Raw genomic sequence first — 21,912 nt, 5'->3', positions numbered from 1 at the left:
AGAGCAGGCGGTACGTCGGTCGATGTCGCGATCACTATCGAGTTGAAGGTTACCGCCCCAGCGCCAGCGCGATCAGACCGAGCGTGCCGACGATTACCCGCCACCACGCAAAGAACGTAAAACCGTTGCGCGTGACGTAGCTCAGGAAAGCCTTGACCACGATGATCGCCGTGACGAACGACACCACGAAGCCGATCGCGACGGTCCCGAGATTGTCGGTCGTCATGTCGGCGTGGTTCTTGTAGAAGTCATAGGCGAAGGCGCCGGTCATGGTGGGGATCGCGAGGAAGAATGAAAACTCGGCCGCCGCGCGCTTGTCTGCGCCGAGCAGCATCGCAGAGACAATGGTGGCGCCGGAGCGCGACACGCCGGGAATCATCGCGACGCATTGCGCGATTCCGATCCAGACATACATCGGCAGCGGAAACGCCGTGGCGTCGTGCTCACGCGGCCGGTGATCGAGCTGGTCGACCCACATCAGCACCGCGCCGCCGACGATCAGCGAGAAGCAAACCACCCACGGATTGAACAGCAATTCCTTGATGTACTTGCCGGCGATCAGGCCGACGATCACCGCCGGCAGGAAGGCCGCGAGCACACCGATGACGAAGCGCCGGTCCGCGGGATTGGAGAACATGCCGAGCGCGACCTGCCACAGTTTGGCAAAATAGATCACCACAATCGCCAGAATCGCGCCGGGCTGGATCAGCACTGTGAACGTGTCCCAGAAATTCCCTGAACCGAGATCGAAGAAGCGTTCCGCCAGCAGCAGATGGCCGGTTGAGGACACCGGCAGGAATTCGGTGACGCCCTCAATGACGCCGAGAATCACGGCTCTGATCGCATCGGAAATCATGGGAATAGCCTGCTCTGAATTCTGGTCGACTGCGAACGGTGTCCTTCTCGCTTATTCGCCGCAGGGCAGCAATGCCCAAAATCCATGAATCTGCGCCCCGCGTGGCTCCACTTTCATTCGGATTTCGTTGCAGGGAGCTTCGTTCGCGACGAGTGAAGATGGCGGCGAATGCGATTTCACCCGCGACGTGCCAGCTCAGCGATGAGGGAGACGTTAACGCTCTGCCGTTAACGCTTTAGAGATACTTTCTTAAGCATCGCAAACTTATCAAGGACCCATGTTCACGTTGCTTCATCATCCATTCTGTCCGCAATCACGCTTCATTCGCCTGGTTCTCGGCGAGCATGGACTCGATGTCCGGCCGGTGGAAGAGCGGGTGTGGGAGCGGCGTGAAGCTTTCCTGAGACTCAATCCGGCCGGCACCACACCGGTGCTGATCGCCGAAGGCATCCCGGCGGTTCCCGGCGCCGCAATCATTGCGGACTATCTCGACGAGACCTATGGCGAACGCGTCGGCGAGCGCCGGCTGCTGCCGACGTCGATGCCCGAGCGCATCGAGGTGCGCCGTCTGATGGCCTGGTTCAATGAGAAATTCTTCGATGAGGCCTCCGGTCCGCTCGTGACCGAACGCATCTACAAGCGCTTCATGGGGGAAGACATCGGCGGCGGTCCGCCGGAAACCGACGTCATGCGCGCCGCCAGGACCAACGTGCGCTACCATCTGGCTTATATCGGCTGGCTGGCGCGAACCCGGAATTACCTGGCCGGCGATCGGCTGACCTATGCCGATCTCGCCGCGGCGGCGCATCTGTCTGCGATCGATTATCTCGGCGACGTGCCATGGGCCGAGGACGAGGCGGCGAAGGCATGGTATGCGCGGATCAAGTCGCGGCCATCGTTCCGTCCGCTGCTGAGCGAATGGCTGGCGGGCGTGCCGGCGTCGCGCACCTATGTCGACCTGGATTTCTGAACACGGCGGCCATCGCGCGCGCCGCAATCATCCCCGCCGGTTCTCATATGCCTTCAAATGCGTATGGCCGGTGCGAAGTCTCGGTGCCGGCAGCTTCGCGGCCTCGGCGCGGGTGAGGAGATCGCCGACGATGTGATCGGCCTCGATCCGCGCGCCGGCCTCGATATCGCGGAACATGGATGCGGTCAGCGGAGAATCTTTCGCCGTCAGCATCGTCGAAGCGCCGCTCAGGAACTCTTCCCGCGGCGCGTAGCCTGCCGCCGTCGCGATACCGGCGATTTCATCCAGCAAGGCGAGGATGAAGTCGCGTCCGCCAGGCGCGGCAACGATCTGGCCGATGGATGCGCGCATCACGCAGGTCACGCCGGCGAGCGTCGCCAGAAACGCCCACTTCTCCCACATGTCCTGAATGATGGTTTCGGACGGCTGTGCTCCGCAACTGGCGCCGGCGAAGACGTCGGCGATCGCCCCGACGCGTTCGCTCATGCCGCCGTCGCGTTCGCCGAAACGGAGCGACTGCATCGGCGCGAGATGGACGACTTCGCGCTTCTCGTTGAGCGTGACCGCGAGCGAACACAGTCCCCCGAGCACGCGCTCGCGGCCGAATACAGCGTCGAGCGTCCGCAGGTGCCGCATCCCGTTGAGCAGCGGGATGATTGCTGTCCGCGGCCCTGCCGCCCGCGCAAACGATGCGATCGCGTCTTCGAGGTCAAACGCCTTGCAGCTCAGCAGAATCAGGTCGAAGGTCCCGCTCAGGCCGTCAGCCTGGACTGTCGGCGGATTATCGAGCGTGAAGTCGCCGTGCGGGCTCCTGACGACAAGACCATTGCTCGCCAGCTCGGCGGCGCGTTTGGGGCGCACCAGGAACGTCACATCCTGACCGGCCTGTAGCAGCCTGCCGCCGAAATAGCCGCCAGTGGCGCCGGCCCCGACAATGAGAATGCGCATCGATGTGTGCTCCTTGCATGGTCGCGTCTTGTTCTTGTCACCGGTTTGCATCATCGGCCATCAGGAAAAAGACGTACGCCACGACAATGGTCGCGTGGCGGTCATGATCGAATCCTTGGCAGAAGCTCGGTGCCTCGTCGCAGGTAATCGCCTCAACAACCTGACCTCTCAATATCCCGCGGCACGCGACCCACGGGTCCGCGGGTCCGGCGCACCGAACAAGCCGTTGGGAGTGATGGCGATGGAGTTGGCCGAGGTCTGTCCCATCGGCACGACAACAGTGTGGCCTCGCGCCCGCAACCCCGCGATGATGTCATCGGGGAAGCCTTGTTCCGCGCGGACCTCATCCGGCATCCATTGATGATGCAGCCGCGGGGCCTGGACCGCGGCTGCAATGTCCATATCGTAATCGAGCACGTTGACGATTACCTGAAGCACGGTGGAGACGATGCGGCTGCCGCCGGGCGATCCCGTCGCCAGCACCGGTTTACCGTCCTTCAGAACGATGGTCGGCGTCATCGAGGAGAGCGGCCGCTTGCCGGGACCGGGCAGGTTGGCTTCGAATCCGACCAGCCCGAAGGCGTTCGACGCGCCCGGCGCGGCGGTGAAGTCGTCAAGCTCGTTGTTGAGCAGGACGCCGGTGCCCTCCGCCACCAGTCCGACGCCGTAGCTGAAGTTCAGCGTGTAGGTGTTGCTGACGACATTGCCGAAGGCGTCGGCCACGGAAAAATGCGTGGTGTTGTCTCCCTCGCGCGACGGCGGCACGAGCACGGTGGCTGCGGGCGTCGCGTGCCTCATGTCGATCGAAGCGCGCTGTTTCGCGGCGTAGTCTTTCGCAAGCAGGATTTTAACGGGGGCGTTGACGAAAGCGGGATCGCCGAGATAGCGCGCGCGATCCGCATAGGCGCGCTTCATCGCCTCGACCAGCACATGCAGCGAATCCAGCGATCCCTGATGCAGATCGCGCATCGGGAAGCCTTCGAGGATATTCAGCGATTCGAGAAGCACGGTGCCGCCCGACGACGACAACGGCATCGAAACGACCTCATAGCCCCGATACCTGCCACGTACCGGCTCACGGATCAGCGGCCGGTAGGACTTGAGGTCTTCGAGCGTCATGATCCCGCCGGCAGCGCCGATCGCCTTCACCAGCTTCGAAGCCACCGGCCCTTCATAGAAGCCTTGCGTCCCGCGCTCGGCGATCGCGGTCAGGGTTTCGGCGAGATCAGCCTGGACCAGCCGGTCGCCCTCCCGCAGCGCAGTGCCGTCGGGATGCGCGAAAATCTTCATCGAGGACGGCCATCGCGTGAGACGTTCATGCGACTGCGGCAACGTGTCGGCGCTGTCGTCGGCGATTTCGAGTCCGTCGCGCGCCAGCGCGATCGCAGGCTGAAGAAGGCGGGCGAGGGTGAACTTGCCGGAGCCATATTTGTCGAGCGCCAGCGCCAGCCCCGCGACGGTGCCGGGGACGCCAATGCCGAGCGCCGAATCGCGCGACTTCGCCGGGTCGGGCCTGCCGCTGGCGTCGAGGAAGGTATCGCGCCCCATCGCACCGGGCGCGGTCTCGCGATAGTCGATGGCGATGTCGCGGCCGGGGTCGGCCAGGTGAACCAGCATGAACCCGCCGCCGCCGATGTTCCCGGCGCGCGGATAGGTGACCGCGAGGGCGAAGCCGGTCGCGACCGCGGCATCGACCGCGTTGCCGCCCCGCGCGAGCACCTCCGCGCCGATCTTGGTCGCCAGCCGCTCCTGCGCCACCACCATGCCGTGTTTGGCGGTGACCGGACGGATCGCGCCGAGGTTGCGGCCGGGACTTTGGCGCGTGCATCCTGCGCGAGGGCGGGCGAGGAGAGGGGCGCCAATGCGATGATCACGCAGAAGGCGATCACGGAAAATACGTACCGGCGTGGCTTACGACGGATCATCCATTCGGTCCCGATCTGGAGGAGTCGTTTTCGTTAATGGCAACGATGCTATAGGAACTCAGGCGCGAGGTCAGACGCCCATGGTGATTCGACACAACATATCGGGCATGACGGTGACGACGGCCTTACCGGCGGATAATGCTGATCTCCGAGAGCGCTATGCTTCTCGGGCCGCCATTGCCAGCTGGATCATGTTCGACTGGGCGGCGCAGCCCTATTTCACGCTGATCACCACCTTCGTGTTCGCGCCGTACTTTGCGACCTTCGTGGCGGCGACGCCGGCCGAAGGGCAATCGCTGTGGGGATTTGCGACCGGCGCGGCCGGCCTCGTGATTGCGTTCGCCTCGCCGGTGCTGGGCGCCATCGCCGACGCGAATGGCCGACGCAAGCCGTGGATCGCGGCTTTCGGCGCGCTATTGGTGATCGGCTCCAGCCTGATGTGGATCGGCAGACCCGGCGACGCCAGCGTGATCCTGCCGCTGTTGACCGCCTACGGCATCGCCACCATCGGCGTCGAATTCGCCACCGTGTTCAACAATGCGATGATGCCGTCGCTGGTGCCGCCGCACAAGATCGGCCGCCTGTCGGGGACCGGATGGGCCACCGGCTATGTCGGCGGCATCCTCAGCCTGATCCTGGTGCTGGGTTTCCTCGCCGCCAATCCCACGACCGGCAGGACGCTGTTCGGCATGACGCCGCTGTTCGGTCTCGATCCGGCCACCCACCAGGGCGATCGCATCACCGGTCCGCTGACCGGCCTCTGGTTCGTCGTCTTCGTCCTGCCGATGTTCCTGCTGACGCCGGATCTTCCGGCGAAACGCTCGGTGCGAACGGCGCTACGGGTAGGACTGATCGAGTTGCGCGATACGCTGCGCGAATTGCCGCAACGTCGATCGCTGGCGACCTTCCTGCTCGCCAACATGATCTACACCGACGGGCTGGTGTCGCTGTTCGCGTTCGGCGGGATCTATGCGGCAGGCACCTTCGGCTGGCATACCATCGAGATCGGAACCTTCGGGATGCTGCTCGCGATCGCCGGCGCGCTCGGCGCGTGGATCGGCGGCAAGCTCGACGACCGGGTCGGGCCGAAGGCCGTCATCGCCACCAGCATGACCGTCTTGTTGTTGTCGATCGTCACGATCCTGATGGTGGACAAGGATTCGATCCTTTTCGTGAGCGTGACGCCGCCTTCGCCGGACGGCGGCTTGTTCGCCGCACCGGCCGAGAAGGCCTATCTCATTCTCGGATGCCTGATCGGCGGCGCCGGCGGGCCGTTGCAGGCGGCCTCGCGCACGTTGCTGATAAGGATGGCGCCGAAGGATCGCATCACCCAGTTCTTCGGATTGTTCGCGCTGACGGGAAAAGTGACGTCGTTCGTCGGTCCGCTGCTGATCGGCTTCATCACCGCCGTGACGGCAAGCCAGAAGGCGGGCATGGCGGTGCTGGTGCTGTTCTTCGTCGCCGGGCTTGCGCTGCTGTCGCGCGTGCGCGATTAGAGCGTTTTCGAGCGAAGTGGATACCGGTTCGCGTGAAGAAAACGCGTCAAAACAATATTATAGAGCCCCGCTTCTGATTCAATCAGAAGCGGAAAGGCTCCGCCGCCCGCATCTGGCTCATGGCTTGGCTTCGGGACTCGGGGCTGGTGCGGCAATGGGCAAACTCTCGTAATAGGCCGCCACGCTTTTGATCTGATCGTCGGTCAGCTTGTTCGCGACATCGGCCATCACGCCATCGCGATCGTTTTTGCGATCACCGGCTTTCCATGATTGAAGTGCTTTCTCGATATAAAGCGCTGATTGTCCCGCGAGGCGGGGAAAGTCCGCTCCCGCGCCGAGGCCCTCGGCACCGTGGCACTGTCCGCATCCCTGCAAGTCTTTCGATGGGTCGCCGGTCGCGGCAAGTTTGGCTCCGGCTGCGATCACGGCTTGATCGGCGGGCGAGGTTTCGGGCTTCAGTGTCGTCATGCCCGCATAATAGCTGGCTAGCGCCTTGCTTTCGGCGTCTGACAGGTCCGACGCGATCATCAGCATGATCCGGTTCCTGCGCGTACCGTTCTTGAAACCCTCGATCTGACGTTCAAAATATTCCGCATTGAGACCGGCAAGGCGTGGAATGCCTCGCATCGGCTGGCCCTCTCCGTTCCGACCGTGACATGGCGTGCAGGATGCCGCTCTGCCTGGCGGCTTGTTGATGCCTTTGCCATCGCCCGCGAGCGTGGGTAGCGAAGACGCGCCCAGGAGCAGAAGCGCTCCGCCTATCACAGATCTCATCTGTTTGATCCCGTATTCATCTCCATAGCGTTTTCGAGCGAAGCGGTCACCGGTTCGCGTGAAGAAAACGCGTCAAATCAGAATCATAGAGCCTCGCTCCCGATTCAATCCGAAGCGGAGAGGCTCTAATGACGGAAGTGCCTGACGCCGGTGAATACCATGGCGATGCCGTGTTCGTCGGCGGCCTTGATCACCTCCTCGTCGCGCATCGAGCCGCCCGGCTGGATGACTGCGGTGGCGCCGGCCTCGACGCAGGCGAGCATTCCGTCGGCGAAGGGGAAGAACGCATCCGACGCCACGACCGAGCCTTTGGTCAGGGGCGCGGCAAGCTTCAGATCGCGCGCGGCGTCTTCCGCCTTGCGCGCGGCAATGCGCGCGGAATCGACCCGGCTCATCTGCCCCGCGCCGATGCCGACGGTGGCGAGATCCCTGGCATAGACGATGGTGTTCGACTTGACGTGCTTGGCGACGCGGAAGGCGAAGCGCAGGTCACGCATCTCGGCCTCGGTCGGCGCGCGCTTCGTCGTCACCTTCAGCGGCATATCATCGATGACGGCATTGTCGCGGCCCTGCACCAGAAGTCCGCCGGCCACCGTCTTCGCGGTCAGGCCGCGCGCGCGCGGATCGGGCAGGCCGCCGGCCAGCAGAAGCCGCAGGTTCTTGCGCTTGCCGATGATGGCGATCGCTTCCTCGGTCGCATCCGGCGCGATGATGACTTCGGTGAAGATGCCGGCCACCGCATTGGCGGCATCCGCGTCGATGGTGCGGTTGAAGGCGATGATGCCGCCATAGGCCGAGGTCTGGTCGCAGGCGAGCGCCCTGCGATAGGCCTCGGTGAGACTTGAGCCCTCCGCGACGCCGCAGGGGTTGGCATGCTTGATGATGACGCAGGCCGCGGTTCGCGCCGCATCGAATTCGGCGACGCACTCATACGCCGCGTCGGTATCGTTGATGTTGTTGTAGGACAATTCCTTGCCCTGCAACTGTCGAGCGGTGGCCACGCCGGCGCGCCGCTCCGGCGTGCGGTAGAATGCGGCGGCCTGATGCGGATTCTCGCCGTAGCGCAACGTCTGCGCGAGACGTCCGCCGACGGCGCGATAGTCGGGCGCATCGGTCTCAAGCTGCACCGCGAACCAGTTGGAGATCGCGGCGTCATAGGCGGCGGTCCGGGCGTAGGCTTTCGCGGCAAGGCGCTTGCGCAGGCCGAGCGTGGTCGCGCCCGCGTTGGCTTCGAGTTCGTCAAGCACGGCCTGATAATCCTGCGGTTCGACCACCACCGCGACGTCATCATGATTTTTCGCGGCGGCCCGGATCATCGCGGGGCCACCGATGTCGATATTCTCGATGCAGTCCTCGTAGGCAGCGCCCTTGTCGACCGTCGACTCGAACGGATAGAGATTGACGACCAGCAGGTCGATCGGGGCGATGCCGTGGTCCTTCATGGCCTTCGCATGATCGGCATGGTCGCGGATGGCGAGCAGGCCGCCATGCACCTTCGGATGCAGCGTCTTGACCCGGCCGTCCATCATTTCCGGAAAGCCCGTCAGGTCGGAGACGTCGCTGACCTTCAGTCCTGCCGCGGCGATCGCCTTGGCGGTGCCGCCGGTCGACACCAGGTCGATGCCAAGGCCGGCAAGCGCGCTGGCGAATTCGGTCAGGCCGGTCTTGTCGGAAACGGAGAGCAATGCGCGGGTCACGCGTCGCGGTCGGTCGGTCATGAGTGTCGATCCTGGGAAAACATAGCGTTTTCGAGCGAGCAGGGGTCGGTTCGCGTCAAGAAAACGCGGTAAAACGAAAGCTCGATGTCGGTTTTGATTTTATCAGAGCCGAACAGCTTCTACGCAGCCGGTTAGCATGAATCTGCGGGTGATGAAACCGACCTGCTTCGGCGAGGCCGCATGCGTGGCGCCTACAGCGGCAATTCCGGTTCGCGCCGCGCGTTGCGGCGGGCGTTGGTGGCCGCGGCCGAGGTGGACGAACGCACCAAACCCCAACGCACGCGGGAGACGTCCCGGGGATTCTGGTGAATCACGATCTGCGCGGTGCGCCGCGGCCCGTCGTTGCCGGCGAGAAAAACGCTCTCTTCAAGCTCGACCCGATCGTCGACTGCCTCGAACGTCCAGACCTCGCGGTTCGGCAAGACCAGCATCACGCCATGTGCATCATCGAGGCGGTTGGCCTTGACGGACGGATGCAGGTGAAACCGCAATGCGTAACGAATCTGGCCCCCTTTGATGCGGCCGCCGGGGGCGGGTTCCAGCATGTCCTCGCCCTCCAGACGCGAGCCGTCATGCGCCATCGTCAGCACACGGCGATGAATCAGGCCAAAGCGGGCGAGATAGCCGTCATGCGAAGCCGTCAGCCGTTCGCCGCCGTCGATGGTTTCGCGAAGAATTTCGACGCGGGCCGGACCGCTGACAATCGGCGCCCCCTGGAGCAGACGCTTCATCGCCGATTGTTCGACGAACTGGCACGAGGATGTCTGATGGCAGACCAGCGTGGAATGCGCGGCTGTCGAGCGCGCGAACACGCGCCATGTGTCGCGGCTGGTCGAGGACATTCCGCAATTGGTGACGATCCGGTTCAGCCCGGAAGACAGTTCGAACGACAGGCAGCCGGCATGCGCTTCCTCGCTGAGGTGTGGCGGCGGCGGCGGCCCGGCATCGGCGATCAGAATTGTCGTGCCGGCGTCGATCCGTTGGAAGCCTGTGTGCGGCATGCTGGCCATCGGTATCCCGCGGGTGTCATCATAGGCTAGCAGCGTCGCCAAAAGGTCGGACGGTGTGCTGCTCATGCCGTTGAACAGGGCAAAGCTGCCATCACCGTGACGAAAGAAGCGCAGCATCGGCATCATGCGGTCGATGGCGTTCAGCAGCGCAGGCGGCGGCGCTATATTGCGCGCGGCGAAGGTTTGCCGCAGCGGCAGCAGGTCGATTAGCAGTTCGATCAAGGCGCCCGGATTTCGCGAGACATGGCCGCCGTCGGGCAGGATCTGCCGGCGTAATTCCTCTGAGAGCTTCCGGGTCGCGCTGTGGATGGTGCGGGCCTGGTTGGCAAGACACAGCGAGGCGTAGCACAACGCGATCACAACCTGCAGCCGTGACACGCCGTCAGGCGCGTCGTGCAGGCCGAAACGCAACAGCCGGATGTCACGGGCAAGCGCGCGCAGATAGCGGCGATAGAACTTTCCATCCGCATCGCCGAGAACAAGCGGAGCCTGCGACAGCAGCGAAATAACGCGCCGCGACATGACGTCGGCGCGCCGACCCGCAAGTCGCCTGCGCGCCGGATTTGAGATCCAGTCCTCCATCAGCGATCGTGCATTGGCGCGGGTGATCGCGGTGTCGGCGGCGCGGAGATGTCGCAGCCAGCCGAAACCCAGCAGGGCGGCTTCCCAATCCTCGGACGGCGGTTCGAGATCGAAAACGGAACGGGAGTGACAGGTGACGATCTTGCCCGCGAATACGAAGCGGCCTGCATAAATCTCGGCGGCGCGGGTCGCGTCGGCCGTGCGAAGGTCGTGCGGTGCGATCATCAGGCGGTCGGAGCGGCCGGACCATAGCCACGAAAGCGCCGCAGGCCCGTCGCCGGCGCGCGCAATCGTCCGACGAGCGAAACGGCGGACGATCAGAGTTGAAATGCGTCTTCGATGAGCGACCGACACGCGCGCCTTCGGTGTGGGGATTGCCGCGAATCCCTTTACGGTGATGAGGACCGAATCCTTTTAATCTGGAAAGCCCGGCAACGCACCATCTTGAAATGCCCCGAATCTCCCGTCCTCGCCTCGCCTATCAGGACTTGGTCAATCGTGCCGCATAGAAGCCATCTAGTCCGCCCAGCGTGGGATCATCGTGTGGCAGATGGCAGGGCAGAGTGCGCAGATCGCCCGCGGGCGTCACGATATCCGTCAGCCCGGCCACTTCGGCGCCGCTGACCGGTACGCGCCGGATGCCTGGTTCGGATGCAAGCAGCGCGGCAACGACCTGTTCACCCTCCTCCGGTTCCAACGAGCAGGTGCAGTAGATCAGCGTCCCGCCCGGCTTGAGAAGCGTGATCGCCTTTTTCAGGAGCCTTTGTTGTAGGGCGGTCAGCGCCCCGATATCCGATTCCTGCTTGAGCCAGGCCACGTCAGGATGACGGCGGATGGTGCCGGTTGCGGAGCAGGGCGCATCGACGAGCACGCCGTCGAAACTGTCGACGCCGACATCGTTCTGCCATTCGATAGCATCGGCGACGATCGATCGTACCGTCAGCGACAGACGGCCAAGGTTCTCGCGTAGCCGCGCCACCCGGTTCGGCGATCGGTCCATCGCGGTCACGTCCGCGCCAGCCTGCGCGAGTTGGGCAGTCTTGCCCCCCGGCGCTGCGCAGAGGTCGATGATCCGCCTGCCGGAAATATCGCCGAACAGCCGCGCGGGCAGTGCGGCGGCGGCGTCCTGCACCCACCATTGCCCGTCGGAGAATCCCGGCAGCATCGTCACCGAGCCTTGCAGCGAGGTGCGAACGGTTCCGGTCGGCAAGGCTTCGCCGTGCAGTCGCGTCGCCCAGTAGGCCGCGTCGGCTTTGACGGTGAGATCGAGGGCGGGCTCGTAGTTGATCGCGGCGGCGATCGCTTTCGCGGTGTTCTCGCCGTAATGTCTGCTCCAGCGCGCCATCAGCCATGGCGGGACATCAAGCGACTCCGAGCGAACCTCCTCGATCAGGGCCTGGCCTTCGCGCGCGCAGCGGCGCAGCACCGCGTTGACAAGTCCGGCATATTTCGCTGCGCGGCGATCGGACTGCACCAGCCGTACCGACAGATCGACGGCGGCATGATCCGGCACGTCCATCCAGAGAATCTGCGCCGCGCCGATCAAAAGTGCGCTTTGCGCGCGCGGCGCATCTGTCGGAATGCCGCGATCGAGAAGCCGCGACAGCAAATGGCCGAGGGTTCCGAGCCGGCGCAGGATCGTCGCGACCAGACGCCGCATCAAGGCGCGGTCGCGGTCGGCCAGCGCTTTCAGGCCGGGATGCGCAGTGGCGCCTTCGAGCTGTTCATCGAGTGTGCGGCGTTTGTGCAGGATGCCGTCGAGGATATCCGCTGCGGTGCGCCGGGTCGCCAGGCCAGGAGCCTCGGTCGGCGGCGCGAATCTGGTAGACGGCATGAGGCGGGCCATCGCTCAAGGAGATCAGGGATGACGGACGCATCTGCTGTACGTCCGCCGTGGCATATCCAGATTCGTGACATGCGAATAAGCCAAATATAAGAATCGCCACCGGCTTTACGCATTTCCGCAATGATCTGTGGAGACGCTTCATGCGATGACGCTTCGTCTCGCCAATCGGGGAAATTCATGACCGACGAGCCTTCCGTATTGCCGCCAGCCGGAGAGACGAGGGACGCGCGCAGGCGGCTTCCGCCGGCGGCTGAGCGCGCGCTTGCCGAAGCCGAGGCTCGCCGCGCCGCGCGGACCGATGCGTCTGCTCGGCCCAAGGAGATCTTGGGACCAAAAGGTCCCGAACCGACGCGGTTCGGCGATTGGGAACGCAACGGCGTCGCATCGGATTTTTGAGTTTTATGGATGACCTGCCCGCCGCAAGAAAATCCGACCTGACGGGAATGTTGGGTCCGATTCCATTTGATCGGATCATGCTCTGAGCGGCGCGCTTTTCCCTGCGGCTTGACGCTGGCATGGGCTTGCCGGATGACCCGACTCGCTCTATACATAGGAATATGTACCCATACACCAGAATAAATGCATTGTCCGGGCCACGCTGGCGCAACCGGCTGTCGCCGGTTCTGCCCTGGATCTTTATCGTGGGCGTGGTGGCCGGAACCATGCTTCCGGTCCGAAGCTGGATTGACTGGCCGCAAACCGCCAACTCCCGAGCGCCTGCGGAGACGCGGGCGATCTGGGCTCGCGCCGCTGGTTCAGCGGGGCGGCATCAGGTCGACGTGATCAGGACGATCGACGGCGATACCTTCGAAGCGCTGGTTCATTTGTGGCCCGGTCTCGACATGACGACGCGGGTGCGGCTGCGCGGCATCGACACGGCGGAAATGAAGGCTTCATGCCCCGAGGAATTGCGACTCGCCAAGGCCGCCGGCGCCCGGTTGCGGCATCTGCTCGGCGAAGGCGGCGTCACCATCGCCAATATCGGCCCCGGTAAATATAACGGGCGCGTCATCGCCGATGCCGCGACCGCGCGAACGCCGGACGTCTCGGCGGCGATGATGGCGAGCGGTCACGCCCGCGCCTATCACGGCGGTCGCCGCGGAAGCTGGTGCGAAAGTGCGGGCCGGTAGTTGTCGCTTCAAGAAAAAGCCGCGTGAGCCTTTACCGGTCACGATGCGCGGCTGCGTCGTGACCACCCGACGAACGGAGCCAGAATAAGAGGTTTAAGAATCCAGGAATTCGCCCGCCGTAAACAGGGAGTCGAATTCAATGTTTTTCTCTTTGTAGAAAGCGACGGCTCCCTCGCCCCTGTCGACGATCGATAAAACCATTACGACCAGAGCGCCTGCAGCCTGGGCGGCCGCCACCGCGATCATCGCCGACTCGCCGCTTGTGGTCACATCTTCCAGGATGACGACTTTCTTGCCGGAGAGGCTGCCGTTGGGAATTCCTTCGATGAGCCTCTGGGTTCCGTGTTTTTTGATTTCTTTCCGAACGAAGAAGCCGGGAAGCGGCTGTTTCTTGATGTGGCTGAGAAGGCTAACGCTCGAAATCAGCGGCACCGCTCCCATTTCCAACCCGCCGATATAATTTATGCCCCTGCCGAACAGGCGAGCCAGAATGAGTTCGGACAGGACGTTGGCTCCTTCAGGTGACAACATCGTCGGCTTCATATCGAAGTAAAACGTGCTGCTTTTCCCGGACGACAATTTGATGTCGCCGCGGCCGAACGATCGGGTCTGGATAATCTCAAAAGCCCTTTGGCGTAGATTATTGTCTTCAGCCACGGCTCCGGGCTCGGTCGATGTGGCGAATTGAGGGGCCATCGTGTCCATCGGTATATTATCGGGAGGAGAGTCGGTCTATACGCTCAACCGGTCGCCATGACAATGATTCCTCAGCTAGCCGGCCCCATGTCGAGCATATTAAGACTCGATTGCGTACCTTCGGCGCCACGAGCGGTTCCGGCAACCAAGCGAAGCCGGCGCAACAGCGGGAGACGGAGTCAGCTCGCGATCTTTCCGCCGTCTTGATCTATTGTTGCGTTACCACCACCAGCGTGCCGACCGACACGCGCCGATAGAGATCGTCAATGTCGGCATTATACATGCGGATGCAGCCGTATGACACGAAGCGGCCGATCGTCCCCGGCCGGTTGGTGCCGTGAATGGCGTATTGACCGCCGCCGGACAGCGTCATCGCCGCAACACCCATCGGATTCGCCGGTGACCCGCCAGCGATCACGTTCGCGATTTTCGGATTGTCGCGTTTGACATCCTCCGGCGGCGCCCATGCCGGGTCGCGATATTTGCCCTCGATGCGCGCGGTGCCTGTCCATTGCTTGCCGGCCTTGCCGACGCCAACGGGATATCGCAGAGCGCGACCCGAATCGATGATCAGATACAGCCGGCGCTCGTTGGTTCTCACGACGATGGTGCCGGGCGCGTAGTCCCCTTGATAGCGGACCATATCAGGCCGCGCTTCGGCCGGTACGATCGCGAGCAAGCCCGCTCCCCACAAGGCGGCCAACACCGCCGCAGCCCGCGTCAACATTTCTTGCTCCCGGTTCGCTTCGAAAGTTCCTGCTTCAAATCTGTTTGCATCAATGAGCCGAGAGAGAAAGAGGCTGGAGTCTGGTTCCAACTGCGTTGAATCAGACTCCAGCCTTAACTTTTTGATCGAGCATGATCTTGTCCGAAAACCGGTTTCCACTTTTCGGGATCATGCTCTAACTCGCGCGCGCCAATGTGCCGTCGATCATGGCGATGGCGTTCTGCGCGCCGTAGACCGCGACGAAGGAGCCGAAGCGCGGTCCCTTCTCCTGACCCAGCAGCACCTGATAGAGCATGTTGAACCAGTCGAGCGAGACGCCGGGACGACCGTCCTTGGCGAGCTTCTTGTGGTTGAGGAAAGGTTCGCGGCGGCCGATCTCGTAGACCGTGTTCTGGATGTCTTCGGCCGAAGCGTCCGCGGGCAGTTGCGACAGCGCGTCGCGCAGGTCCTGCAAGGCGGCGCGCTCGCTCGCGGTCGGCTCGCGGAACGTTTTCGCAGGCGCCACGAAGTCGCGGTAATAGTTGATGGCGTAGCCGACCAGCGCATCGAGCTTCGGATGGGTCTGCGGCGTGACGCCCGGCCGGTAGCGGCCGATAAAGCCCCACAGGGTTTCGGCATTTTCCGCGTTCGAGGACGACACCAGCGTCAGCAGCAACTGGAACGTGACCGGCATGTCGGCCGCGGGCGGATGGCCGGCATGAATGTGCCAGACCGGATTGGCAAGCTGCTGCCGCGCATCCTGGCGCGGATAACCTTCGAGGAACTGCTGATAGTCGTCGACGTTGCGCGGGATCACGTCGAAATACAGCCGCTTCGCCGCCTTCGGCTCGCGGTACATGAACAGCGACAGCGATTCCGGCGAAGCGTAGCGCAGCCACTCGTCGATGGTCAGGCCGTTGCCCTTCGACTTGGAAATCTTCTGGCCCTTGTCGTCCAGGAACAGTTCGTAGTTGAAACCTTCCGGCGGCGTGCCGCCGAGCGCCGAACAGATTTTACCGGACAGCTTGACCGAATCGATCAGGTCCTTGCCGGCCATCTCGTAATCGACGCCTAGCGCGGTCCAGCGCATCGCCCAGTCCGGCTTCCATTGCAATTTGCAATGCCCGCCGGTGACGGGCACGGTGACGCGCTCTTTTGTCTCGGGGTCGTCGTAGGAGACCGTGCCGGCCTTGGCGTCGTGCGCCGTTATCGGCACCTGCAGCACCACGCCGGTGCGCGGGCAAATGGGCAGGAACGGCGAGTAGCTCGCCGCGCGCTCCTCGCGCAAAGACGGCAGCATGATCGCCATCACCTTGTCGATGTTTTCGAGCACCTTCAGAAGCGTCGCGTCGAAGCGGCCCGAGGTGTAATAGGCGGTCGAACTGGCGAATTCGTAATCGAACCCGAAGGTGTCGAGGAACGCGCGCAGCCGGGCGTTGTTGTGCTCGCCGAAGCTTGGATGGGTGCCGAAGGGATCCGCGACCTTCGTCAGCGGCTTGCCGAGATCCCGCGCCAGCAGATCCTTGTTGGGGACATTGTCCGGCACCTTGCGCAGGCCGTCCATGTCGTCGGAGAACGCCAGCAGCCGCGTTTTGACTTTGTCTTCGGTCAGCACCCGAAAGGCGTGACGCACCATGGTGGTGCGCGCGACCTCGCCGAAGGTGCCGATATGCGGCAGGCCGGAAGGGCCGTAGCCGGTCTCGAACAGCACCTCGTCCTTCGGCGCCTTCTTCAGACGCGCGACGATCGCCTTGGCTTGCTCGAAGGGCCACGCATTGGATTGCTCGGCGAGCGCACGCAAATCGCTCGCTGATGGGACGTCAGACATTCTACTCTCCATGGCGCGGCGCCATCGGCTGCGCCACACCAGTCTCCTACTAAAACGGGCTGACGGAAAAATACCGCAGCCACAGATCGGTATAGCGGCCTTTTTCCCAGATTCGGAAGAGCGCCCAGTTCAGCGCCTGGCGCAGCACGTCATTGCCTTTTCTTACGGCAATGCCGATGCCCTCGCCGAAATAGCGGCTTTCGATAAAGGGGCCTCCGCTGAACGCGCAGCAGCTTTCCGAATCGGTGCCATTGATCCAGAACGCCAGTGAAATGGCGTCACCAAAAATGAAGTCGACCTCGTTCCGTCGTAGCGCCTGCCGCAGCGTCTCGGCGTTCGGATAGCCGTGCAGTTCGGCATCGGTGAAGAAAGCCTTGAGGTAGGCCTCGTGCGAGGACCCCGCGATGACACCGACCTTCTTGCCCTCCAGATATTCCGGGCGCACCTCGGCCATGACGGTGCCGCGCCGCGATACGAACCGGGCCGGCGTTCGATAGTAAGGATCGGTGAAATCGATACGCTTGCGTAGCTCGGGGGTGACCGCGAGGGAGGCGATGATGGCGTCGCCGCGGTTGCCGGAGAGCGCGTCCACCAGCGTCTCGAACCGCCGCATCTGAATGGTGCAGGTGACCTTGATCTCCTCGCATAGGGTGCGCGCCAGATCGACATTGAAGCCGGTCGGCTTGCCGTCGGGACCGGTATAGTTGAAGGGCGGATAGTCGGTTTCCGTCAAAAACCGAATCACGGTGAGGCGGGACAGGTCGGGCCGGTCGGGCCGGTGACGCGGATCCCAAAAACCCGGCACGGCCTGCGGCGCGACGATGGCGGTCTCCGCGGCGGCGGTCGTTGCCGCCGCTTGCGCGCGCGCGGGGTCGATCGCCGCTCCTGCAACCAGCATCCAGCCGGCGGCCAGCAGACATCCCAGCGTTGCCGCGCTGCGGGGACTCAATCTTTCGTTGGCGGAATTACTAATCTGTGGTTGCATGGACAGGGGCTTTCGGACGGAGGGTTTATAGACCATCCGGAACGGGACGCGAGTATCGTTTGCGTGGGGGCGTGACTTGGCGGGGCGGAATCGTGTGGAGGATGGCGGCCGCGCCGGCGTGCTGCGCCGTGCCGTGCCTGAGAGATCGGCATTTCCTCCCGGCTTCATCCGCATCCCCCGGTCGAGCAACGACAATTGGCTGGGCGAACCCGAACCCGGTCCGGCGATCGAACTGGACTGCCTGCGCCATATTCTTGCTCCTGCGCTGCTGAGCGCCGCCGAAGCGCGCGGCCGAGAGGTGGATACCGGCGCGGATCAGGTGCTGATCCGGTCGGGCGTCATCGGCGAGGAAGCCTATCTGCAAGCTCTTTCCTTTCAGACCGGTCTTGCGATCGAGACTTTCGCCGAGGTTTCCCGCTCCGATTGCCTCCTGCCCGATCGTTACCTGTCCAGCGCCGCGCAAAACGGGCTGCTTCCGCTGCACCACCGCGGGCAATTGATCTGGGTCGTTGCACCACGCGGTTTTACGGCGCGGCGGCTCTGCCGGATGGCGGCCGGCTATCCCTCCTTGCGCAATCGGATCCTGCTGACATCGAGGCGAAACCTCCATCAGTTTTTGCTGCGGCAGGAGGCGGGCGTTGTGCTCGGCCGGGCCGCCGCCAATGCGCTCGGCCGGCGATTCCCCGCTTTGTCGGCCGCCCCGGCCGCCGGCGGCGATGTTTCCCGCGGACTACGCGCCATGCGACGTCTTGCCCAGACCGTCCTGCTGAGCATTATGATGACGCTGACGCCGACGGTTGTTGCCCCGGACATCTGGAGCAGCGTGCTGGCGCTGTGGTTTCTCGCCTTTATCGGCCTGCGGCTCGCGGCCAGCTTTCTACCGCGGCGCTCGGCCCGGTGTGCGCCACCCATTCCCGATAGCTGTCTGCCGGTCTATACGGTGATTGCGGCGCTTTATCGCGAAGCCTCGTCGGTCGCGTCACTGTTACGCGCCATTGAGGCCCTGGACTATCCGCGCGAAAAGCTCGACGTCATCATCGTGATCGAGCTTGATGATCTCGAAACCCGCGCCGCTCTGGCACGGCTTGGGCCGATGCCGCATGTCCAGGTCCTGCTCGCTCCGACGGAAGGGCCGCGCACCAAGCCGAAGGCGCTGAACTGCGCGCTGCCGTTCGCACGCGGCAGCTTCACCGCCGTGTTCGATGCCGAAGATCGTCCTGATCCCGGCCAGCTGCGCGCCGCGCTCGATGCCTTCCGCACTCAAGGCGTCGATGTCGCCTGCGTGCAGGCCAGCCTCTGTATTGAAAACCGGTCGGACAGCTGGCTCTCGCGCATGTTCGCCGCCGAATATGCCGGACAGTTCGATGTCTTTCTTCCCGGGCTCGCCTCTTTCGGCGTGCCGCTGCCGCTCGGCGGTCCTTCGCGAGGTGGGCGGCTGGGACGCCTACAATGTTACCGAGGATGCCGACCTCGGCTTTCGGCTGGCGCGCTTCGGCTATCGGTCGGCCACCTTCGCGTCGACGACTTTCGAGGAAGCGCCGGCGCGTTTCGGCGGATGGCTGCGCCAGCGCTCGCGCTGGATGAAGGGCTGGATGCAGACCTGGAGCGTGCATATGCGCCGTCCCGGGCGGCTATGGAGGGACGCGGGGGCGAAGGGGTTTTTCACGCTGAATGCCATCATCGGGGGCAACGTGCTGACGGCGTTGACCTTTCCGATCTTTGTGATCGACATGGCATTGCGCTTGCTGGCGGGTTCCGGCGCCATCGGCGGCGGATTTGCCACCGGCGCGGTCACGCCGCTGCATCTGACCACGATTGCCGCCGGGTTCGTCTCCACGATCGTGGTCGGCCTGATGGGGCTGGCGCGGCGCGGGCAGTTGCGGCAAGGCTGGATCCTGGCGTTGACGCCGATCTACTGGGCCTGTCTTTCGATCGCGGCGTGGCGCGCGCTGCATCAACTGCTGAGAGAACCGTATAGGTGGGAAAAGACCGAGCATGGCCTTTCCCCGCAAATCCGATCAGCCTCCGCCTCGCAGTTGCCGGTCGCCCCCGAAACGGCCGCACAACTGTAGCAGCGCTACAGATAACGCTTGAGATCGGCGGCGGCCGCTTCAGCCGAACGTTTGAGATCGAACGGCGAGACGAAGTGGCCGTTGCGATCCATCAGATAGATCAGCGCCGTGTGATCCATCGAATAGTCGCCGTCCTTCAGCGGGACCTTTTTTGCGTAGACCCGAAAGACGGACAGGGCTTTCTGAATAGCCGCCGGATCGCCGGTCAAGCCTTTCAGATGCGGATCGAAGCTGGAAAGATAGCTTTTCATCGTTTCCTGCGTATCGCGCTCCGGATCGACCGTGACGAAATAGGCGTTGATGCGTCCGGCGTCCGGCCCCATCGCCCGCAACACCTCCGACATCTCGAACAGCGAGGTCGGGCAGACGTCGGGACAATGGGTATAGCCGAAGAAGACAATTGTCGGACGGCCGACCATGTTCTTCTCGGTGACGGTCTGACCGGTCTGGTCGATCAGTTTGAATGAACCACTGCCGATCGACGCTGCAGGGGGTTTGCTGGCGAGCCCGCCGAGCAGCCACATCACGGCCGTGAGTCCGACGACAAGACTGCCGGCGAAGGCCGCAAACAGGATCAGCGGACGGGCAAATCTATCTGACATCGGATATCCTCGGTGTCGCGGTTTCCGAACGTTGCGTGCAACGACCCTTCGGAGCTCGTGGAACAGGCCCAGAGCGAATCCGGTAAATGGCAAAAACAATGAACTCTGCCGGTCGGCGCACGGCGCCCCGCCGACACGGCGGGGCTTCAGATAAGGCCAGTCCCGCCCTTAAGGCAAGCGCAACCGGGTGCGATCACGTTGTAATGAATGAGCAATGTCAGAGTCTGGTTCAACGCAGTCAGCGCGCCGACGACGCCTGCGCGTCAAGGTAGCATGGACGATACATGCCCGAGAGTTGGCGACCGCGCAGGAAGATCATGCGCCGCGTCAGACCGCCGCGCTGTTGGATCCAGCGCTGGATCGCGGAAGGGTACATCGAATACAGCATATGGGTCGCTTCGGAATTGGTCACGGCGCGACCATTTGATCCGAGGTCCCAGGCGGCATGAAATCCGAGAGCAGCGTGGGACGTCACGCAAATCTTGTCATGTGGGACCGTACCGAGAACGATCGTGCAGGCCGATGCACACAGACCATCGATGACGACGGACTGTCCGGAATTGCGAACGGCCTCATATTTATCAATGTAGGTTCCGATTCGGCCGCCCCGATCTTCGCCAATCCGGACCACGGCTTGGCTCGCGGCAACGTATCCCAAGACGAACACGGCTGCGAGCAATCCCGTCACGATCCTCATCATCTGCCCCGTGTCATGCCGTATCGGCGGCGATCAATGTGCGACGCCAAGTCCGTAGCCTCTGGCGAGACCGGCGTTTTGTCCAGATGGCCTTGATCGCTCAAATGAGATTCGAATTCAGTGTTGCCAACATGCTTCACTGCACTTGCCGGAGCATATCCGTTCGGCCTCATGGCCGGTTACCTCCATATACCGCCCCGGGGCCAAGGACCGCCGAGTGGTTCGGCAGCACGTTCGACACGGCCAAGATTGACGGCGGCATGTCGGAGCGGGATTCGCATTTCAACGACTTGCAAGGAACCGCCGCGACGAAGTTTTACGTGGGCGGGTTTCGTCGTGCGCGAGATGGGCGAAATGCTCGCGTGGGAAAGGAGCGCGCCGAAAAGATCATCCGACGCTATGTCGGCCGGGCCGCCGCCATCAAGGCGCACATCATGAAGCTGGAGGCCAAAGAATGAACAAACCCTGCAAAACCGCGATGACAGAACTGTCGGGCAAATTCGCTAAATCTTGGAGCGGGCGAAGGGAATCGAACCCTCGTATGCAGCTTGGGAAGCTGCCGTTCTACCATTGAACTACGCCCGCTTATCCAGCCTCTTGTCCTCCTGATGTAGCCGAGAGCGCCTGGTCCGCCAAGATGGTCAAGACGGCAAGCCGCCCCAAGAGTGGAGCATGTCCGGGGGGATCGTTCTAAAGCACCCGCACGATCTGTATACCCGCGATCACCGCGCCAACGGATAGCACGACGGAAGCGATCATGTAAGCGGCGGCGGCAGCCACTTCACCGCGCTCCATCAGATAGAATGAATCAAGGGAAAAAGTGGAGAACGTCGTGTAGCCGCCACAGACTCCGACGATGAGAAATATGCGCACGGCTTGAGGCAGACTCCATCTGACGGCGAACAGGCCGGCGAGTATTCCGATCAGGAGCGATCCCGTGATATTGATGAACAGCGTTCCCCACGGAAGCTTCGTGCCTAGCAATTTGCCGAAACCGATGGCCGTGAGATAGCGGGCCGCCGACCCCAGCGCCCCGCCGGCCGCAACGGCCAGAATAAACGTCCACTTCAA

At 63.2% G+C, this 21,912-nt stretch carries 18 protein-coding genes, 1 tRNA gene and 2 pseudogenes; 6 read left to right on the top strand and 15 right to left on the bottom strand.

Features of this window, described 5'->3' with window-relative positions; genetic code table 11:
- Positions 1-49 precede the first annotated feature (49 nt).
- The gene (locus NB311A_RS00815; protein ID WP_009796495.1) at positions 50-856 is read right to left on the bottom strand and encodes an undecaprenyl-diphosphate phosphatase; all 807 of its coding nucleotides are present in this window, start codon (positions 854-856) and stop codon (positions 50-52) included.
- 277 nt (positions 857-1,133) lie between these two features.
- Here NB311A_RS00815 and NB311A_RS00810 point away from each other — a divergent pair, with 277 nt between their 5' ends.
- Positions 1,134-1,826: a glutathione S-transferase family protein gene (locus NB311A_RS00810; protein ID WP_009796494.1), complete on the top strand. Its 693-nt coding sequence runs from the start codon at positions 1,134-1,136 to the stop codon at positions 1,824-1,826.
- A gap of 27 nt (positions 1,827-1,853) precedes the next feature.
- On the opposite strand, the gene panE is transcribed toward NB311A_RS00810, so the two are convergent.
- Complete coding sequence (panE, locus tag NB311A_RS00805; RefSeq protein WP_040673713.1) at positions 1,854-2,774, bottom strand: 2-dehydropantoate 2-reductase; 921 nt, start codon at positions 2,772-2,774, stop codon at positions 1,854-1,856.
- A 168-nt stretch (positions 2,775-2,942) separates the two neighbouring features.
- Positions 2,943-4,699: pseudogene (gene ggt / locus NB311A_RS00800) on the bottom strand (gamma-glutamyltransferase).
- Between the two features lie 107 nt (positions 4,700-4,806).
- Between ggt and NB311A_RS00795 the strand changes: the two are divergent.
- Positions 4,807-6,195 carry an MFS transporter gene (locus tag NB311A_RS00795; protein ID WP_009796491.1) on the top strand — a complete coding sequence of 463 codons (1,389 nt, stop codon included), beginning with the start codon at positions 4,807-4,809 and terminating at the stop codon, positions 6,193-6,195.
- A gap of 117 nt (positions 6,196-6,312) precedes the next feature.
- Here NB311A_RS00795 and NB311A_RS00790 read toward each other — a convergent pair whose 3' ends face one another.
- The 4 genes from NB311A_RS00790 to NB311A_RS00775 all read right to left on the bottom strand — a co-directional run bounded on the left by NB311A_RS00790 (position 6,313) and on the right by NB311A_RS00775 (position 12,113).
- A complete protein-coding gene (locus NB311A_RS00790) occupies positions 6,313-6,969 on the bottom strand; it encodes a cytochrome c (RefSeq protein WP_009796490.1) in 657 nt (218 codons plus the stop codon).
- A gap of 125 nt (positions 6,970-7,094) precedes the next feature.
- Positions 7,095-8,687 carry a bifunctional phosphoribosylaminoimidazolecarboxamide formyltransferase/IMP cyclohydrolase gene (gene purH / locus NB311A_RS00785; RefSeq protein WP_009796489.1) on the bottom strand — a complete coding sequence of 531 codons (1,593 nt, stop codon included), beginning with the start codon at positions 8,685-8,687 and terminating at the stop codon, positions 7,095-7,097.
- 191 nt (positions 8,688-8,878) lie between these two features.
- On the bottom strand, positions 8,879-10,633 hold the full coding sequence (locus tag NB311A_RS00780; RefSeq protein WP_009796488.1) for a heparinase II/III family protein: 1,755 nt from the start codon (positions 10,631-10,633) through the stop codon (positions 8,879-8,881).
- A 127-nt stretch (positions 10,634-10,760) separates the two neighbouring features.
- Entirely contained in the window at positions 10,761-12,113 is a 1,353-nt protein-coding gene (locus tag NB311A_RS00775; protein ID WP_040673711.1) for an RsmB/NOP family class I SAM-dependent RNA methyltransferase, read from the bottom strand.
- 189 nt (positions 12,114-12,302) lie between these two features.
- Here NB311A_RS00775 and NB311A_RS00770 point away from each other — a divergent pair, with 189 nt between their 5' ends.
- Together NB311A_RS00770 and NB311A_RS00765 are read left to right on the top strand one after the other, a co-directional pair.
- Positions 12,303-12,521 (top strand): DUF1674 domain-containing protein, encoded by a 219-nt coding sequence (locus NB311A_RS00770; RefSeq protein WP_009796486.1) that lies wholly within the window; start codon positions 12,303-12,305, stop codon positions 12,519-12,521.
- Between the two features lie 161 nt (positions 12,522-12,682).
- Complete coding sequence (locus NB311A_RS00765; protein WP_040673662.1) at positions 12,683-13,255, top strand: thermonuclease family protein; 573 nt, start codon at positions 12,683-12,685, stop codon at positions 13,253-13,255.
- A gap of 93 nt (positions 13,256-13,348) precedes the next feature.
- Here NB311A_RS00765 and pyrE read toward each other — a convergent pair whose 3' ends face one another.
- The 4 genes from pyrE to NB311A_RS00745 all read right to left on the bottom strand — a co-directional run bounded on the left by pyrE (position 13,349) and on the right by NB311A_RS00745 (position 17,470).
- The gene (gene pyrE, locus NB311A_RS00760; RefSeq protein WP_050752041.1) at positions 13,349-13,951 is read right to left on the bottom strand and encodes an orotate phosphoribosyltransferase; all 603 of its coding nucleotides are present in this window, start codon (positions 13,949-13,951) and stop codon (positions 13,349-13,351) included.
- Between the two features lie 208 nt (positions 13,952-14,159).
- The gene (locus NB311A_RS00755; RefSeq protein ID WP_009796482.1) at positions 14,160-14,678 is read right to left on the bottom strand and encodes a L,D-transpeptidase; all 519 of its coding nucleotides are present in this window, start codon (positions 14,676-14,678) and stop codon (positions 14,160-14,162) included.
- 175 nt (positions 14,679-14,853) lie between these two features.
- Positions 14,854-16,485 carry a lysine--tRNA ligase gene (locus NB311A_RS00750; protein WP_009796481.1) on the bottom strand — a complete coding sequence of 544 codons (1,632 nt, stop codon included), beginning with the start codon at positions 16,483-16,485 and terminating at the stop codon, positions 14,854-14,856.
- A gap of 49 nt (positions 16,486-16,534) precedes the next feature.
- The gene (locus NB311A_RS00745; protein ID WP_040673708.1) at positions 16,535-17,470 is read right to left on the bottom strand and encodes a transporter substrate-binding domain-containing protein; all 936 of its coding nucleotides are present in this window, start codon (positions 17,468-17,470) and stop codon (positions 16,535-16,537) included.
- A 547-nt stretch (positions 17,471-18,017) separates the two neighbouring features.
- On the opposite strand from NB311A_RS00745, the pseudogene NB311A_RS22350 reads away from it, so the two are divergent.
- Together NB311A_RS22350 and NB311A_RS19870 are read left to right on the top strand one after the other, a co-directional pair.
- A pseudogene (locus NB311A_RS22350) lies at positions 18,018-18,779 on the top strand (glycosyltransferase); the annotation flags it as partial.
- Positions 18,673-19,542, top strand: coding sequence for a glycosyltransferase (locus tag NB311A_RS19870; RefSeq protein ID WP_371256447.1), 870 nt, complete (start codon positions 18,673-18,675; stop codon positions 19,540-19,542). The pseudogene NB311A_RS22350 and the gene NB311A_RS19870, both read left to right, overlap by 107 nt.
- A 5-nt stretch (positions 19,543-19,547) precedes the next feature.
- Here NB311A_RS19870 and NB311A_RS00735 read toward each other — a convergent pair whose 3' ends face one another.
- From NB311A_RS00735 to crcB, 4 genes are all read right to left on the bottom strand, one after another.
- A complete protein-coding gene (locus NB311A_RS00735; protein WP_009796477.1) occupies positions 19,548-20,144 on the bottom strand; it encodes an SCO family protein in 597 nt (198 codons plus the stop codon).
- 238 nt (positions 20,145-20,382) lie between these two features.
- Positions 20,383-20,841, bottom strand: a complete 459-nt coding sequence (locus NB311A_RS00730; RefSeq protein WP_040673707.1) for a hypothetical protein — start codon at positions 20,839-20,841, stop codon at positions 20,383-20,385.
- Positions 20,842-21,352: 511 nt separating this feature from the next.
- A tRNA-Gly gene (locus tag NB311A_RS00720) sits at positions 21,353-21,426 on the bottom strand.
- Between the two features lie 105 nt (positions 21,427-21,531).
- On the bottom strand, positions 21,532-21,912 hold the full coding sequence (crcB, locus tag NB311A_RS00715) for a fluoride efflux transporter CrcB (RefSeq protein WP_009796474.1): 381 nt from the start codon (positions 21,910-21,912) through the stop codon (positions 21,532-21,534).

It is taken from the genome of Nitrobacter sp. Nb-311A (assembly GCF_000152905.1).
Taxonomy (GTDB): domain Bacteria; phylum Pseudomonadota; class Alphaproteobacteria; order Rhizobiales; family Xanthobacteraceae; genus Nitrobacter.
This window is presented reverse-complemented; position numbering and strand designations above follow the sequence as displayed.